The sequence below is a fragment of the Myxococcus sp. CA040A genome (assembly GCF_013336725.1).
GTDB lineage: Bacteria > Myxococcota > Myxococcia > Myxococcales > Myxococcaceae > Myxococcus > Myxococcus llanfairpwllgwyngyllgogerychwyrndrobwllllantysiliogogogochensis.
In genome coordinates this window covers 480,149-495,572 of the sequence record NZ_JABUMR010000004.1, presented here as the reverse complement: position 1 = coordinate 495,572, position 15,424 = coordinate 480,149, and the positions used below count along the sequence as shown (strand labels likewise).

The following is a 15,424-nucleotide window of genomic DNA, read 5'->3' as shown; positions in this document are numbered from 1 at the left end:
GAGCGAGTCGCAGGTGAAGCGCTGGTAGAGCGGTTGTCAGCCGCTCGTCGCTCCGGGGCCGTGGCTGTCCAGGGCGAGTCGTGACGGATGGGCGTGAGGTTGGGGCCATTCCCCACTCATGGGGCTCGGGGCCGCGAGGCAGTCGGGCAGCGAGGTGACTGGACGTGACGGATTGGCGTGCGGAGCGGGACCGGGCCTTGTTGACCCTCGAGAGCGAGAAGCGTCCGGCGTTCCGAGCGGAGGCGGCGCAACAGCTCCATCACCTCGCGTTGGAAGCTCCGTCGCCCGCGGCGGACTTCGCGGAAGTGGTGCCCCGGCTGCTGGCGGATGCCCAGCCGGAAGTGAAGCGCTCGGGTATCGCGCTGGCGACGGTGGCCCTTCCTCCCGAGGAGCTGCCCGCGCTGCTTATCTCCTACCTGCGGGACGCGGAGTCGCTGGTGCGCCTGGAGGCCACCGGTCGACTGGCGGACCTGTACCGGCCGGAGCTGCGCGGGGCACTGGCGGGCATGCTGGAGGACTCCGTCCCCGAGGTTCGCTTCGAGGCCGCCCGGGGTATCGCCGCCCTCAAGCATCCGGCGGGACTCGATGTGCTCATCGACGCGCTCGACGCGGACCTGCTGCGCTTTCGCGCCCTCGGTGCCCTGGCCGAGCTGGAGGACGCGCGCGCCTTGCCCGCCGTGAAGCGCTTGTTCGGACGCTGGCTCCTTCCCGCCTTCGACAGGACCCAGGCCGCGGGTGTGCTCGCGAAGCTGGGTGACGCCGCGGGCTCGGCGCACCTGCTCCAGCGCTCGCGCAAGAAGTGGAGTCAGGACCGCGCCCTCGCCGTGGAGCTGCTGGGCGAGGTGAAGGCCCCCGGCGCGCTGGAGCGGTTGAAGGTCATCCTCGACGACGTGAAGGACTCCTGCCGTGGCGCCGCCGCGCGAGGCCTGGGGCGGCTGGGTGACCCTCGGGCGCTGCCCTGGCTGCTCGCGCTGCTCCAGGACGTGACCGCGGACGAAGAGGACCGGTTGGATGCGGCCGATGGGGTGTGGCGTCTGGGGGACGAGGCGGGCCGCGAGCGTGTGCGCGCCTCGGTGAGCACCTTCACCTCACCCGAGGCCCGGCAGGAACTGGACGACTTGTTTCAGGAGGAGCCATGAGACTGGTGGATGCGCACTGCCACCTGGAAGTGAAGGACTTCGCGGACGTGGCTCCCGTGCTGGAGCGAGCGCGCGCCGCGGGCATCGTCCACGCCATCGTCGTCGGGCAGTTCCATGGCCCCGGCGAGTGGGGCAATGCGCTGGAGCTGGCCGCCGCGCATCCTGAGTTCCTGTCGCCCACGCTTGGCATCCATCCGCACGAAGCCGCGCGGGCCACGGAAGACGACCTGGCCACGTTGGAGCGCATCTGCGCCCGCCCGGAGGTGCGCGCCGTGGGCGAGGCCGGGCTCGACTACTACTACGACCACTCACCCCGTGAGGTGCAGGCCCGCGTCTTCCGGCACCAGTGCGCCCTCGCGGTGAAGCTGGCAAAGCCGCTGGTGGTCCACGTGCGTGACGCGCACGAGGACTGCGACGCGATTCTCGGTGAGGTGGGCGTCTCCCGAGGCGTCATCCACTGCTTCACCGGAGACACGGACGCCGCGCGGCGCTACCTGGACCGGGGCTTCTTCCTCTCGCTGTCCGGCGTCATCACCTACAAGAAGACGGAGGCGCTCCAGGACGCCGTGCGCTTCGCGCCGCTGGACAGGCTGATGGTGGAGACGGACAGCCCGTTCCTCGCGCCCGTGCCGCACCGGGGGCGGAAGAACGAGCCCTCGCACGTGGTGGAGACGGCGCGGAAGCTGGCGGAGCTGAAGGGCGTGGCGCTGGAGACGGTGACAGAGGTCACCACCGCCAACGCCGCCGCCCTCTTCAACCTCACCCTGAGGTGACGCCGCCGGCCAGGGCCTGGAGGTCCTGGTCCATCTGCGGCACGTCGAGCAGCAGCGCGTCCGGGTCGTACTGGAAGTCGGCCTGCTTGAGCTTCAGCAGGGCCTGCAGCGCGGGCTCTCCGGTGTGGCCGCCGAAGGAGGCGAAGACGACGCGGCCTCCCTCCAGGTGGAGTGAGCCCTCCAGCGTGTGCTGACGCAGCTGGAGCTTGCCGCTCTTCTTTCCGCCACCCAGCGTGCGCAGCAGCTCCCGAGGAGGCAGCTCGTCGAAGCTGCCTCGCACCACGCGGCCCGGGCCGTTGTGCAGCACCCGGTCCTCGAGCATCGCGCGCACCGCCTTGGCCACCAGGGACTTGTCACCGGGAGGCAGCAGCTCCGTGGCGCCGCCCATCATCAGCCGCTCGCGCGTGGACGCGTCCGGCTCGCCCACCACGGCGATGGGCAGGCCCGCCGTCTCCGGCGTGGAGCGCGCCTGCTGGAGCAGGTCGAGCACCTCTTGCTGCCCCAGTCGCAGGCTCACCACCAGCACGTCGCAGTCCTGCCGCGCCAGCCCGTCCTGCGCGCCTTCCTGCGTGGACAGCGCGTGGGCCACCAGACCCTGCTTGAGCACCGCCTCCAGCAGCTCGCCCCGGGCCGTCTCGTCCGGCTCCACGACGAGCACCTGTCGGCCCTCGCTCTCCAGCCGGTGGCGCAAGAGTTCGCCGCTCTGGAGCTGGATGACGATGTCCGCCACCACGGGGTCATAGAGCACGCCCGAGTTCGTCTTCAGGTGCTCCAGCGCCTGCTCCTTCGTCAGCGCCTTGCCCAGCGCGTTGCCGGGGTTCTTCGTCAGCTCCAGGAAGCTGTCCACCGCGGCGAGGATGCGCGCGCCCAGGGTGATTTCCTCGCCCTTGGCGCCCTGCGGGGTGCCTGAGCCGTCCCAGGCTTCGTAGAGCTGCGCGAGGATGGTGTTGACCTGCGTGGGCAGGTGCACCGTCTCGAACAGCTTGGTGGGCGCGCGACAGGCCGCGCGGGCCTGGGCCTTCCACTCCGAGTTGACGGCATTGCTCGCGAGCGAGAAGTGCCGCTCGGAGGGTTTGCCCAGGTCATGCAGGTACGCGGAGATGGACAGCGCGGCCAGCTCCTTGTGGGGCATGCCCATGCGCTGGCCGACGATGCCCGCCTGGCGCGCGAGCTGCGCGGAGTGTCCCCGGTGGCGCTGGCGGTCCTGCTCCAGCAGCCCCACGAGGATGCCCAGCGTCTCCACGTAGTCGATGTCGCTGACCAGCCCGCGAGGTCCGCCCGGCTCACGCCGCTGCGTGGACGAGGGGCGCCCCGCCACCTGCGTGCCGCTGGCGCGCTGCAGCCGCATGCGCGCGTCCGTCTCCATCCGGAAGGACAGGCTGGTGCGGTTGCTGGTGGAGGTGCGGTTGTGCTCCGCGGCCCCCGTGCGCGACGTCGACTCGGTCGGGTTCGAGTGCGCGCTCGCCGACTCCAGCAGCGCGGCGAACGCGGTGGGGTCGCCGTAGTAGTGCTTGCGGATGGCCGCGGCGATGGCGCCGCGCAGGCCCACGTACGCGTAGACCTCCGACATGCCCGTGACGAGGGCAATCTCGTCCATCAGCGCCTTGTTCTGCGGCTCCGCGGCGACCACGGACAACAGCTTCCTGTCCGGGTCCACCGCGAGCGGCAGCACGTTCTGCGCCTCGGCCAGACGCACCGGGAGCCTGTCGAGCACCTCGGTGGGAATCTTCGCCTTGGCCAGCTTGTCCGCGCTCACGAAGCGCGTCTGGAACTCCGCGGCCAGGAAGCGCAGCAACGCCGCTTCCTGGAGGAGCCCCAACTCCACCAGACAGTCCCCCAGCTTGTGGCCGGTGATCTTCTGGTGCTCCAGGGCCTGCTCCACGGCCCCGGCGTTGACGAGTCCTGCCTCGATGAGGCGCTCACCCAGCTTCTTCGCCATGACGACTCAGCTTTCCGAGGAGCCCTCTCCATTCTTGGATGTGGACTCGGAGGCGGGGGGCAGGGACGTGAGCGCGCTGAAGGGCTTGAAGGTCAGCTCCTTGGGCAGGCCGCTCGGGTCGCGAGCCGGACGGTCCTCACGGGGAGGGCGGGGCGCACGCTCCTCGCGAGGCGGACGATCCTCACGAGGCGGGCGGTCCTCACGAGGCGGACGCTGCTCGTCCCGGGCACGCTCCTCGCGGGGCGGGCGCTCCTTGCGCGGCGGACGATCCTCACGAGGGGGACGCGGAGACTCCTCGCGCGCGACGGGGGCGGTGCCCTCGGCGGGCGGCGTGCCCTGGCTCGGGGACTTCTCGCCCCGGGCCTTGCGCTTCTCCTCGCGAGACTTGCGACGGCCTCCGCCAGCGCCGCCACCCTCCACCGGAGCGCGGCCCCGGCTGGTGGGCGCGGGGCCCTTCCAGAGCTGACGGTCGTAGTGGCGCAGCACGTCCGTCCACTTGTCGTTGGGGTCGCGCTGCATGGCCTCCAGCCACGAGGCAATGCGCGAGTCCAGCGAGTCCAGCGCGTGGACGATGTGCGCCTCCAGCGTCATCGGCACCTTGGGGCTGCCGTACTCGAGCTGGCCGTGGTGGGAGATGACCAGGTGCGTGAGGTGCTGCTCCAGCAGCGGCGGGAAGCCGGGGATGGCCAGCGTCTTCTCGCGAATCTTCTGGGCCGTCATCACCAGGTGACCCACGAGCTTGCCTTCGTCCGTGTAGTCGAAGCCCTTGTCCGGCGAGATCTCCGCCACCTTCATCACGTCGTGCAGCAGCGCGCCCGCCAGCAGCAGGTCACGGTCCGCCATGGGGTAGTGGTCCGCCACCCGCAGCGTCAGCCGCATCACCGACAGCAGGTGCTCGGCCAGACCGCCGCGCCACGCGTGGTGCATGCCCTTGGCCGCCGGCGCCACCGGCAGCCCCGAGGCCACCTGCGGATCCTCCAGGAAGGCAATCAGGAGCTGCTTCACGTGCGGATCACTGACCCGCTCGTTGACGATTTCGCGGATGAGGCCCACTGCGCGAGCGCCACCGCCACCCTCGTGACGGCCCTCGCCCTTGTCCGTCTTCTCTACCTTCTCGACCTTGTCCGCCTTCTCGGCGCGCGGCTCGGGAGCGGGCTTCGCCTCGGCGGCGGGCTTCGCCTCCGGGGGCGGGGCGGGGGGCGGCTCGAACTCCTTGGGGTCCAGGGGCTCGGGGTCCAGACGCTCCACGGCCTCCACGACAATCTGGGTGCGGCCGTGGAACTGGATGACGTTGCCCTGGACGAGCACGAAGTCGCCCGACTGGAAGGCGGGCTCGAGCGCGTCCACCTTGTCGAAGACGCGCGCGTCGACCTCGCCGCTCTTGTCGACGAGCGTCATGGCCAGGAACACCTTGCCACTTCGGGCCGTCACCTTCTCCTTCTTGGTGACGCGGAAGACAGTGTTGACGCGGTCCTTCTCACGCAGGTCGACCGCGTACACCTTGCGGACGGTCTCGACGGAACCTGCCGGGGTGGGGGTCGCGGTATCGGGGACGTTTTCGTTGGTCATCGCGGGCGCGGACACTAGCACCCCGGAAGGCGGCGCGGGGGACTCGCGTCAGGTGACCTCGAGCGCCACCGCGTCGAGGTACTCCGCGCCAGGGGAGCCCACCAGTGTGGGGTGGTCCGGGGGCAGTCCAGGACGAGACAGCCGGGTGGCGATGCGCGCCTCCGCCTCGCAGGCGGTGGCCACCAGCTCGTCGAAGCCGCCCAGGGCCAGTGGTGGGTGGTAGCCGACCACGAGCAAGCGGCCCCCATGGCGGGTGCGCCGCAGGGCGTACCGGATCTGCTCCACGAACTCCTCCTCGGAGCCCACCCGGGGCGTGTCCAGCAACACCAGGTCGAAGGTCTCTCGCACCGCGCGCAGGGCCTGGAGGGCGGTGCCCTTCTCCACCATCACCCGGCCGAACAGCCCGTTGGCCTCCGCGTTCTCCCGGGCCAGGTCTCCGGCGTCCGCGTCCGCGTCGAAGGCGAGGATGTGTCGGGCCCCATGCAGTCCCGCGTGGACGAAGAGGCCGCCCACGTTGCAGCTGGCGTCCAGCACGCGGCCGTCCCAGGCCATGCGCCCGACGACGCGCCGCAGCTCGCGCTGGTCATACGCGTAGCCCGTGCCCTGGCCGTAGGTGAGGTCCACGGTGAACCGGGCGCCCAGCTCCAAGAGCCGGCACCAGCGGGGCGGGGTGCCGTAGAGGACGTGGGGCCGCTGCGTGGGCAGGCCCAGGACCTGACGGCGCCCGGAGTCATTGCGCAGGAGCACCGAGCTCGCGCCCGTCACCTCCACCAGCGCGCGGGTGATTTCCTGGTGCCGCGCGTCCATGGAGCGGGTGAGGGTCTGCACGACGAAGTGCGTGTCGTACCGGTCCACGATGAGGCCGGGCAGGCCGTCCCCGTCATCGTTGACCACCCGGCAGAAGCGCGGGTCATCCACCAGCCGGCCCCGGCGCTCGAAGGCGTGGCGGAGGTGGCGGGGAATCAGGCCCTCCACGGCCTCGTCCGGCATGCCCAGTCGGCGCACGGCGCGCGAGGCCTCCAGGTCCACGTCACCCAGGCCCAGCACCGCGCCGTCCTCGTCCCGGAGCTGCACGGGCTCCCCGGGTTGGGGCGTTCCCTCCATGGAGACGATGTCCTCCCGGCGCAGCCAGGGGGCGCCGTGTTTCAGGCGGCGGGCGGCATCCCGGGACAGATAGGTGCTGAGCAAGGTGCGTCCTCCCTCTCGCGTGGTGCCACGGGACCGGACGCCCGTGGACTGCTTCCAGCGGACAACATGGGCCGTGCGCTTGCCGATGTCGGCGGACGCCTGGCCCCCGCGCTGGAGGGCAGGGGAGGAGGCGAGCCGCGAAGCCGGGGGGATGCCGTCTGGAGCGCCTCGGCCGAGGGGGCCGGGCTTCTGATGCTCACGGCTGGGGTGGAGGTCGCTTGAACGCCTTGAACGTCACCCGGGTGAGCATGGAGCTGACGACGAGCGCCAGGATGATGCCCAGGATTCGCAGGTGCCAGGAGTCGCGCAGCACCAGCGCCAGGGCCAGCGCGCCCACGAGCACCGCGCCCGCCACGGGCAGCCACTGTCCCCGAGCAGCCAGCCCCGAAGACGGCCGGCGTGCCTGGGCGAGCACGGGCAGACTGCCCGCCTTGCGCCACAGGCTGGAGCTCTCCTCCCGCACCTCGTCGTCCGGGTCCACCAGGCCCTGGGTGTAGGCGCGCTCCACGTCACCCAGGCTGGGATAGGTCAGCTCTCCGTCCGGAGTGCGCACGATGTAACGCATGGCAGCTCTCCTTCCGTGAGGCACGACCTCGCCTCACGCCAGCTCGGTGGCAATCTGCTCCGCGATGCGCAGACCATCAATGGCCGACGAGACGATGCCGCCCGCGTAACCGCAGCCCTCGCCCGCCGGATACAGGCCCTTCATGGACACCGACTGAAGAAGTTCGTTCCGGGTGACTCGCACCGGCGACGAGGTGCGGCTCTCGATTCCAATCAGCTTGCCCTCCTCGCTGATGAAGCCGCGCATCTTCCGGTCGAACGTCTTCAGCGCCTGCTTGAGCGAGGTGGTGAGCCGCTCCGGGAACAGGCGGTTGAGGTCCACGTGGGCCAGCCCCGGACGGTAGCTGGTGCCTCCCGGGTCCTTCTTCACGCGGCCGGCCAGGTAGTCCGGAATCGTCTGCGCCGGCGCGAAGAAGCGTCCGCCACCCAACTCATAGGCCTTCTCTTCCCAGTGCCGTTGGAACTCCAGGCCCGCCAGCGGGCCACGGAAGCCCTCGCGCTCGAAGTCCGCCACGGAGACGGAGACGACGATGCCGGCGTTGGCGTAGCGCGCGTTGCGGCGCGAGTTGCTCATGCCATTGGTGCACTGGAGCCCGTCCTGGGTGGGCGTGGGCACCACGATTCCACCCGGGCACATGCAGAACGAATAGACGCCCCGCACCTCGCCATCCACGTCCAGGTTCTCCGCCAGCTTGTAGTCGGCGGGGGGCAGCTTCGGATTCTTCGCGGCGCTGCCGTACTGGATGCCGTTGATGAGCGCCTGCGGATGCTCGGCGCGGAAGCCCAGCGCGAAGGGCTTGGCCTCCACGAGGACGCGGCCGTCGGCGGCGAAGCGCTCGTACAATTCCCGCGCGGAGTTGCCGGGCGCGAGGATGACGCGATTGCTTTCCAGCGTGCGCCCGTCGGCCAGCTTCACGCCGGCCACGTGCCCGTCGCGGTAGAGGAGGTCGTCCACGCGCTGCTCGAAGTGCACCTGGCAGCCGCCGGCGATGAGCTCCTCGCGCAGCTTCGCCACCGCGCCGGGCAGGAGGTCCGAGCCGATGTGCGGCTTGCCCTCGATGAGGATGTGGTCCGGCGCGCCGTAGCGGGCGAAGGCCTCGATGACCTTGCGCACCATGGGGTGGTTGATGCGCGTGGACAGCTTGCCGTCCGTGTACGCGCCCGCGCCGCCTTCCCCGAAGTTCATGTTGCTCTCGGGGTCCAACGTGCCGTCGCGCATCAGCTTCGCCACGTCCTTGCGGCGCGCGACGACTTCACGGCCGCGCTCCAGCAGGATGCTGCGCACGCCGCGCTCCAAGAGACCCAGGGCGCAGAACAGCCCGGCGGGGCCGGTGCCGATGATGATGGGCCACTGCTCGGGCGCCTTCACCGGGGGAAGGACTTCTGGCGGCGGAGGCGCTTCGCCCACGTCCGGCGGAATGTGCGCCGGCTTGCGGCCGGGGGCCATCTCCACTTCCAGGGTGTAGATGTAGCGGGGGCTGCCCTTCTTGCGAGCGTCCAGCACTGAACGCACCACCCGCACGGAGGCCAGATCGGAGCGGGTGACGCCCAGCTTCTCCGCGGCCCGCTGACCGAGCAGCTCCTCCGGCTCGTCCAGCCACAGCCCGATGTTGTTCACCCGATACGCCATTGCCGTTCGCTCCTGGTGGGGGCGCGTATCTGCTTCACCCCGGTGAAAGATTGCAAGCACTTGAAACCACGGGGGGCCCGAGCCCTTATCCGGGTGCGTATCCCGTGATGCACCCCGCCATCCACTTCCCTCGGGGGTTCCCCAGGGTGCGTAGGCTCCTTCGCACCCCTGGCGGGGCCATGCCGGGCCATATTTTCATCCAAGCCATTGGAATTATTATGGAATCGTTCCGGAAGAGAACGACTGGCACGGGGGTTGAAGAACAGGGCTCGCGTGATTACACGGCGGCCCCCCTCATTTCGCCGCCCCATTTGGAGGCATTCACTGTGAGCACCGATCAAAAGGGCACCCGGATCCTGGCGCGCACCTTCTTCAACCAGCTGCGCGCGAGCGGGTACACCCCGCACCAGGTCATCGGCATCGCCACGGAGCTGCTTGATCTGGTGACGTCGGACCTGAAGGAAGGCGACAAGGAAGTCGCGGTGCCGGCCCAGGAGCAGGGCTCCGAGTGGCGCCAGCGCGCCTGATGGTGCGAGACTTCACCGAATAGACCCTCGGCGGGTGAGCGGGCTCCGGACTGGTTTTCGGGGCTCCCGCCCACGAGGTGGCAGGTGGACCGGCGTCAGCCGGTTTTTTTATGTCCGCGGATGGGCGAATCGCCCGGTGGCTGCCCCGTGGAGCGCGCTTCGCGTCGGCGGGTGTAGGCCGCTGAGCCGGCGACGAAGAGCAGCCCCGCCGTCATCGCGCTGAAGACCATGCTGGCCGAGCGTGTCGCCAGGATGCCCAGCAGCACACCGCCGCCGAGGAAGGCGAGCAGATCCACCCAGAGCGGGCGGCGCTGGGGGAGCACGAGCACGAGGACACAGGCCGTCAGGGGGATGCCGAACGCCACCTGTCGGATGATGGCGTCCGTGCTGGTGCGCACCGTCTCCCAGTTGTGCACGAGGATGGCGGCGAAGATGACCACCGTGCCCAGCGCGAGCACGAGCACGCCCGCGGCGGCGGCGTCCTTGGTGAGCCGGGCCTTCTCGTCGAACTGCTGCACGGCCAGGTCGACCAGGTGCTCCAGCGCGCTGTTGAGGATCTCCGCGAAGAAGATGAGCAGCACGCAGAAGATGAGCGTCACCTTCTCCGCGAGCCCCAGGGCGATGCCGCTGCCCACCAGTCCCACCAGCATGGCGGAGGTGAGGTGCACGCGCATGTTGCGCTGGTGGACGACGGTGTGGATGAGGCCCGCCCATGCGTGGCCGAATGAGGCGAAGAGCCCCGAGCCGCGACGAGGAGGGAAGTGGGGAGGTGGCCGGGCAGGTACGGTCATCGGAACCTGAAGGGGCGGGCAGGCTAGCACTCACGGGTTCGATTGCCGTGGAGATGTGAATAGGTAAGGTCACTCGCCATGAGCACCAACTTCTTCCGGGCGCGTCCAGGTGGCGTGCTGCTGGCCTTCCTGTTGACGTCGTCACTCGCGGGGGCCCAGGCCCCTGCCCCTGTTCAAGAGGAAGAAGCGAACGCCTGTGGGCTGGAGCCTCCCGGTGTGGTGTACCTCCCGGCGCCCTCGCCCCGCGCGCATGAGACGCGCAAGCTGAGCGCCACCGAGGCGCCCGTCGTGCGGCGGGAGGCTCGCGACGGGACGGTGCGTGCGTCGCTCGCGGGGGTACCGCAGACCCGGACGCGGGCCGGAGCGCTGTCCGGGAAGGTCATCTATCTGAGCCCGGGCCATGGCTTCTACCGGGCCGCGCCCCTGGGTCGATGGGCCACGCAGCGCCCGAATACGTGGGCGGTGGTGGAGGACTTCATCTCCGCCGAGGTCGTGAACCAGTACCTGCTGCCCATGTTGATGGGGGTGGGCGCCACGGTGGTGCCGGTGCGCGAGTCGGACCTCAACCCGCGCATGGTCATCGTCGACGAGGGGGGCGCGGGCTACTCGCAGGAAGGGGACGAGGGCCTGTTCCAGACCACCGCGCAAAAGGGCTGGGGTACGCCCCCGACGCCCATGGGCAACGCGGTGGAGCCGTTCACGCTGGGGGCCACGCGCGTGCTCACCACCGCGACCACTCCCACTGCCTCTGCCACCTGGGCGCCGGTGGTGCCGGCGGATGGCCACTACAACGTCTATGTCTCCTATGGGGCGGACCCCGCTCGGACGACGAACGCGCACTATGTGGTGCGCCACTCGGGAGGGGAGAGCCACTTCCGCGTCAACCAGCGCCGCCATGGCGGGACGTGGGTGCTGCTGGGCCGCTTCTTCTTCAAGTCGGGCGCGGGGCCGGAGGCGGCCTCGGTGGTGCTGATGAACGACGCGGAGGAGGGGAGCACGGTGTCGCTGGACGCCGTGCGCTTCGGCGGCGGCAGTGGCGTCATCGGCGATGCGCAGATGGCCGCGCTGCCGCGCCCCCGCTACGAGGAGGCCGCGCGCTACCACGTGCAGTTCAGTGGTGCCCCGGCATCCGTGTACGCGCCCACCGGGGCCAACGCCCTGGCCAACGAGCGCAACGCGGACGTGACGGCGCGCGCGCGCTTCGCGGCGTGGCTGCACGAGGAGGGTGAGGATGCGGTCTACGTGGCCTGGCACACCAACGCTTCGACGACGGGAAACGTCGTCGGTACCGAGGCCTACGTGTACGGGCCGAACCCGGTGGACGGCACGCTGAACTTCACGGGCGTGCCTGGCAGCGACGTGCTGGCGCGGGCGCTGCTGGACGAACTGGGCCGGGACGTCCGTCGAGAGGTGGATGCCAACTGGCGCGTGCGCAACCTGCGCTCCGCGAACCTGGGCGAGGTGAACCCCACGCACAATTCGGAGATGCCGTCCGTGCTGCTGGAGATCGCCTACCACGACGCCGTCGCCGACTCGAACCGCCTCAAGGAGCCGGCCTTCCGACGTGTCGCCGCGCGCGCCATCCTCCAGGGGCTCATCAAGTACTTCGCCACCCGCGACGGCGTGGCCATCCAGCTTCCTCCGGAGGCGCCGGGTGCGGTGGTGGCGCGCAACGCCTCGGCGGGCACGGTGGAGGTCCGCTGGGCCATACCCGCGGCGAACCCGGACGAGGAGGGCCATGACGCGCCCACCGCGTACCGCATCTATCAGAGCGCGGATGGTCAGGGCTGGGACGAGGGGACCGAGGTGACGCAGACGACCTTCAGCCTGCCCCTCGCGGCGGGCACCGTGCGTTATTTCCGAGTCGCGGCGGTGAGCGCGGGCGGCGAGGGCTTCCCCTCCGCCATCGTCGGGGTTCGCGCGGGCGAGGCGCCGCCAGCGCTGGTCGTCAACGCGTTCGAGCGGCTGGACTCGGCGCTGGCCTGTGGCGAGGCGCTGGATGTCTATGACCTCCAGGCTCCGCTGCGGGTGCTGCTGGAGGCGATGAACGACGGCACGTACGTGCGTCGCCATGGCGATGCGATGAGCCAGTCCGGGCTCGCCTTCGACAGCGCGACGAGCGGAGCGGTGGCGGCGGGGCTGGTGTCCGTGGGAGCGGGGTACCGCGTGGTGGATTGGTTCACCGGCCGGGGTGGCGAGGCGGGGGCCCGTCCGACGCGCGCCGAGCAGGACGCGCTGCGCGCCTTCGTGACGGGGGGCGGTCACCTGTTGTTGTCCGGTGGTCAGTTGACCTCCGCGCTGTCGGTGGGAGACGCGGACGACAAGGCGTTCCTCGCGGACATCCTCCGGGCCTCGCCTGGCACGGGCACTCCGCCCTTGAGCGTGGAGGGCGTGCCGGGGGACTTCCTCTCCGAGCTGACCGGGCTGACGCTGGACGACGGCACCCGGGGGGCCTACCCGGTGGGAGTGACGGACGTGCTCACCCCGGCGTCGGGGGGCTCGGCGGTGTTGCGGTACGCGGGGACGAACCTGTCGGCTGGCGTGTTCTCCATGCCGGGGGGACAGGTGCTCCTGCTGGGTGTTCCCTTCGAGTCGGTGGTGGACCGGGCGGCCCGGGCGCGGCTCTTGTCCGCGTTCCTGGTGCGCGCGGGCTTCCCCGCGCCGGCCACTCCGCCCGTCGGGGACTCTGGCGATTCGGGCCCAGGCCTCCTGAGCGGATGCGTGGCGCCGCGCGGGGTGGACCCGCATCCTCCGGAGCCGCCCGAGCCTCCGGCCCCCATCGTCCTGGACGCGCTGCCGCAGTTCTATCCGCTCGGTGACTCCGGCTGCGGCTGTGGGGCGGGCGCGGGAACGGGCACCGGACTCTGGCTGTTGCTCGGGGTGATTGTTCAGCTTCGGCGCGCGCGTCGTCGCGCGAGCGACGTGAAGCGTTGACTCGGCGGGGCCGCGTGCCTACGGTCGGCGGCCCTTATTTTCTGACGTGATGACCCGTGGGCGCCCCATCCGCGCCCACCTCTCCCAAGGAGACACGAACATGGCCACCCGCATCGCCATCAACGGCTTCGGTCGCATCGGTCGCTGCATCCTGCGCGCCGCCCTCAGCCGCAAGGAAGACCTCGAGATCGTCGCCATCAATGACCTCGACAAGCCCGCCGCGCTCGCGCACCTGTTCAAGTACGACTCCGTGCACCGCACCTGGCCGGGCGAGGTGAAGTCGACGGACAAGGGCATCGTGGTGGACGGCAAGGAGATCACCGTCACCGCGGAGAAGGACCCCACGGTGCTGCCGTGGAAGAGCATGAACGTGGACGTGGTGCTGGAGTGCACCGGCCGCTTCACCAGCCGCGAGGGCGCCGAGAAGCACCTGAAGGCGGGCGCCAAGAAGGTCCTCATCTCCGCGCCGGCCAAGGGCCCGGACCTGACCATCGCCTACGGCATCAACCACGGCGAGTACGACGCGGCCAAGCACCACATCGTCTCGAACGCGTCGTGCACCACCAACTGCCTGGCGCCCGTCGCCAAGGTGCTGTTGGACGGCTTTGGCATCGAGAAGGGCTTGATGACGACCATCCACAGCTACACCAACGACCAGCGCATCCTGGACCTCACCCACGATGACATGCGTCGCGCCCGCGCCGCCGCGCTGTCCATGATTCCCTCGAGCACCGGCGCCGCGAAGGCCATTGGCGAGGTGCTGCCGCAGCTCAAGGGCAAGATGCACGGCATGTCGGTGCGCGTGCCCACCCCGAACGTGTCGCTGGTGGACCTGACGGTGAACACCACCAAGAACGTGACGGCCGAGGCCATCATCGAGGCGTTCCGCAAGGCCGCCGCTGGCCCCCTCAAGGGCATCCTGGAGTTCAGCGACGCGCTGACGGTGTCGGTGGACTACAACGGCAACCCGCACTCGGCCATCTTCGACTCCACGAACTGCTTCGTGATGGGCGACAACATGGTCAAGGTCATGGCCTGGTACGACAACGAGTGGGGTTTCTCCAACCGCATGGTGGACACGGCGAAGTTCCTCGTGTCCAAGGGCGTCTAGTCCCCGTCAGGGGCCCAGGGGAGACCAGATGATCCGCTACATCGACGAGCTGCAGCTCACCGGCAAGCGCACCTTCATTCGCGTGGACTTCAACGTCCCGCTGGAGGGGCGGCGCGTGACGGACGACACCCGCATCCGAGAGGCGCTGCCCACCATCCGGCGAGCGCTGGAGCTCGGCGGGAAGGTCATGCTGGCCTCCCACCTGGGCCGTCCCAAGGGCCCGGACCCCAAGCTGTCGCTCGAGCCGGTCGCCGCGCGACTGGCCGAGCTGCTCGGCCCCAAGCACGAGGTCATCCTCACGGATGACTGCATCGGGGACGGCGTGAAGAAGCAGGTGAAGGACCTGAAGGAAGGCCAGGTCGTCGTCCTGGAGAACCTCCGCTTCCACAAGGAAGAGGAGGCCAACGATGAGACCTTCGCCCGCGAGCTGGCGGCGCTGGCCGACGTCTACATCAACGACGCCTTCGGCACCGCGCACCGCGCCCATGCCTCCACGGCGGGCATGGTGCCCTTCGTGAAGGAGAAGGCCGCGGGCCTCCTGATGAAGAAGGAGATCGAGTACCTGGGCCGCGTGCTGAAGAACCCGGAGAAGCCCTTCGTGGCCATCCTCGGGGGCTCCAAGGTCAGCGATAAGATCAAGGTCATCGAGAACCTGCTGCCCAAGGTGGACGCGCTGCTCATCGGCGGCGCAATGGCCTATACCTTCCTCAAGGCGCAGGGCGTGGAGGTCGGCAAGTCCCGCGTCGAGGGGGACAAGCTGTCGCTGGCCACGCGCCTCCTGGAAGCGGCGCACCGGCTCAAGACGCCCATCGTCCTGCCGGTGGACCACATCGTCGGCACGGAGCTGACGGACAAGAGCATCGCGCTCGAGACGCCGGACAACGTGGTGCCCCAGGACATGATGGGCCTGGATATCGGCCCCAAGACGCGCGCCATCTTCACCCAGCACATCCGCGACGCGCGCACCGTCATCTGGAACGGCCCCATGGGCCTGTTCGAGGTGGCGAAGTTCGCCGAGGGCACCCGCTCGGTCGCCACGGCCATGGCGAACAACAAGCAGGCCGTCACCGTCATTGGCGGCGGCGACAGCGCGGCGGCCGTGGAGCAGATGGGCGTGGCGAAGGAGCTCAGCCATGTGTCCACTGGCGGAGGCGCATCACTGGAGTTCCTGGAAGGTCAGGAGCTGCCGGGCATCAAGGCGCTGGAAACGCGTTAATCTTCCGCGCCGCCAAGCAACACCACCACACCTCTGGGGGAGC

Annotated in this window: 12 protein-coding genes; 6 read left to right on the top strand and 6 right to left on the bottom strand. The window is 69.9% G+C overall.

Annotation, left to right across the window (positions count from 1 at the left end; translation table 11 throughout):
* The first annotated feature begins 164 nt into the window (after positions 1–164).
* Both HUA75_RS19075 and HUA75_RS19070 read left to right on the top strand, forming a co-directional pair.
* Positions 165–1,139, top strand: a complete 975-nt coding sequence (locus HUA75_RS19075; RefSeq protein WP_141648336.1) for a HEAT repeat domain-containing protein — start codon at positions 165–167, stop codon at positions 1,137–1,139.
* Positions 1,136–1,912 carry a TatD family hydrolase gene (locus tag HUA75_RS19070; RefSeq protein WP_141648335.1) on the top strand — a complete coding sequence of 259 codons (777 nt, stop codon included), beginning with the start codon at positions 1,136–1,138 and terminating at the stop codon, positions 1,910–1,912. The genes HUA75_RS19075 and HUA75_RS19070 overlap by 4 nt, the downstream gene beginning before the upstream one ends.
* Here the strand turns inward: HUA75_RS19070 and HUA75_RS19065 are convergent.
* The 5 genes from HUA75_RS19065 to HUA75_RS19045 form a co-directional block, all read right to left on the bottom strand.
* Positions 1,899–3,851 carry an HD domain-containing phosphohydrolase gene (locus HUA75_RS19065; RefSeq protein ID WP_141648334.1) on the bottom strand — a complete coding sequence of 651 codons (1,953 nt, stop codon included), beginning with the start codon at positions 3,849–3,851 and terminating at the stop codon, positions 1,899–1,901. The two genes, HUA75_RS19070 and HUA75_RS19065, sit on opposite strands and share 14 nt — an antisense overlap.
* Positions 3,852–3,857: 6 nt before the next feature.
* On the bottom strand, positions 3,858–5,420 hold the full coding sequence (locus HUA75_RS19060) for a 3'-5' exoribonuclease YhaM family protein (RefSeq protein WP_174487222.1): 1,563 nt from the start codon (positions 5,418–5,420) through the stop codon (positions 3,858–3,860).
* A 48-nt stretch (positions 5,421–5,468) separates the two neighbouring features.
* Positions 5,469–6,608 carry a class I SAM-dependent rRNA methyltransferase gene (locus tag HUA75_RS19055; protein ID WP_174455067.1) on the bottom strand — a complete coding sequence of 380 codons (1,140 nt, stop codon included), beginning with the start codon at positions 6,606–6,608 and terminating at the stop codon, positions 5,469–5,471.
* A gap of 196 nt (positions 6,609–6,804) precedes the next feature.
* On the bottom strand, positions 6,805–7,173 hold the full coding sequence (locus HUA75_RS19050; protein ID WP_141648331.1) for a hypothetical protein: 369 nt from the start codon (positions 7,171–7,173) through the stop codon (positions 6,805–6,807).
* 33 nt (positions 7,174–7,206) lie between these two features.
* On the bottom strand, positions 7,207–8,802 hold the full coding sequence (locus tag HUA75_RS19045; protein WP_141648330.1) for an NAD(P)/FAD-dependent oxidoreductase: 1,596 nt from the start codon (positions 8,800–8,802) through the stop codon (positions 7,207–7,209).
* A gap of 326 nt (positions 8,803–9,128) precedes the next feature.
* Here HUA75_RS19045 and HUA75_RS19040 point away from each other — a divergent pair, with 326 nt between their 5' ends.
* Positions 9,129–9,329 carry a hypothetical protein gene (locus HUA75_RS19040; protein ID WP_246137768.1) on the top strand — a complete coding sequence of 67 codons (201 nt, stop codon included), beginning with the start codon at positions 9,129–9,131 and terminating at the stop codon, positions 9,327–9,329.
* A gap of 95 nt (positions 9,330–9,424) precedes the next feature.
* Here the strand turns inward: HUA75_RS19040 and HUA75_RS19035 are convergent, their stop codons facing one another.
* On the bottom strand, positions 9,425–10,120 hold the full coding sequence (locus HUA75_RS19035; protein ID WP_174487221.1) for a diacylglycerol kinase family protein: 696 nt from the start codon (positions 10,118–10,120) through the stop codon (positions 9,425–9,427).
* Positions 10,121–10,198: 78 nt separating this feature from the next.
* Between HUA75_RS19035 and HUA75_RS19030 the strand changes: the two genes are divergently transcribed.
* The 3 genes from HUA75_RS19030 to pgk all read left to right on the top strand — a co-directional run bounded on the left by HUA75_RS19030 (position 10,199) and on the right by pgk (position 15,381).
* On the top strand, positions 10,199–13,054 hold the full coding sequence (locus tag HUA75_RS19030) for an N-acetylmuramoyl-L-alanine amidase (protein WP_174487220.1): 2,856 nt from the start codon (positions 10,199–10,201) through the stop codon (positions 13,052–13,054).
* A 100-nt stretch (positions 13,055–13,154) separates the two neighbouring features.
* A complete protein-coding gene (gene gap / locus HUA75_RS19025; RefSeq protein WP_174455071.1) occupies positions 13,155–14,165 on the top strand; it encodes a type I glyceraldehyde-3-phosphate dehydrogenase in 1,011 nt (336 codons plus the stop codon).
* A 28-nt stretch (positions 14,166–14,193) separates the two neighbouring features.
* Positions 14,194–15,381, top strand: a complete 1,188-nt coding sequence (gene pgk, locus HUA75_RS19020; RefSeq protein WP_174465071.1) for a phosphoglycerate kinase — start codon at positions 14,194–14,196, stop codon at positions 15,379–15,381.
* The last annotated feature ends 43 nt before the right edge of the window (positions 15,382–15,424 follow it).

Excerpts from the sequence above, each read along its gene's own strand:
- HUA75_RS19070 (WP_141648335.1), top strand. The coding sequence starts at position 1,136 with ATGAGACTGGTGGATGCGCACTGCCACCTGGAAGTGAAGGACTTCGCG.
- HUA75_RS19065 (WP_141648334.1), bottom strand. The coding sequence starts at position 3,851 with ATGGCGAAGAAGCTGGGTGAGCGCCTCATCGAGGCAGGACTCGTCAAC.
- HUA75_RS19060 (WP_174487222.1), bottom strand. The coding sequence starts at position 5,420 with ATGACCAACGAAAACGTCCCCGATACCGCGACCCCCACCCCGGCAGGT.
- HUA75_RS19050 (WP_141648331.1), bottom strand. The coding sequence starts at position 7,173 with ATGCGTTACATCGTGCGCACTCCGGACGGAGAGCTGACCTATCCCAGC.
- HUA75_RS19045 (WP_141648330.1), bottom strand. The coding sequence starts at position 8,802 with ATGGCGTATCGGGTGAACAACATCGGGCTGTGGCTGGACGAGCCGGAG.
- HUA75_RS19035 (WP_174487221.1), bottom strand. The coding sequence starts at position 10,120 with ATGACCGTACCTGCCCGGCCACCTCCCCACTTCCCTCCTCGTCGCGGC.
- HUA75_RS19030 (WP_174487220.1), top strand. The coding sequence starts at position 10,199 with ATGAGCACCAACTTCTTCCGGGCGCGTCCAGGTGGCGTGCTGCTGGCC.
- gap (WP_174455071.1), top strand. The coding sequence starts at position 13,155 with ATGGCCACCCGCATCGCCATCAACGGCTTCGGTCGCATCGGTCGCTGC.
- pgk (WP_174465071.1), top strand. The coding sequence starts at position 14,194 with ATGATCCGCTACATCGACGAGCTGCAGCTCACCGGCAAGCGCACCTTC.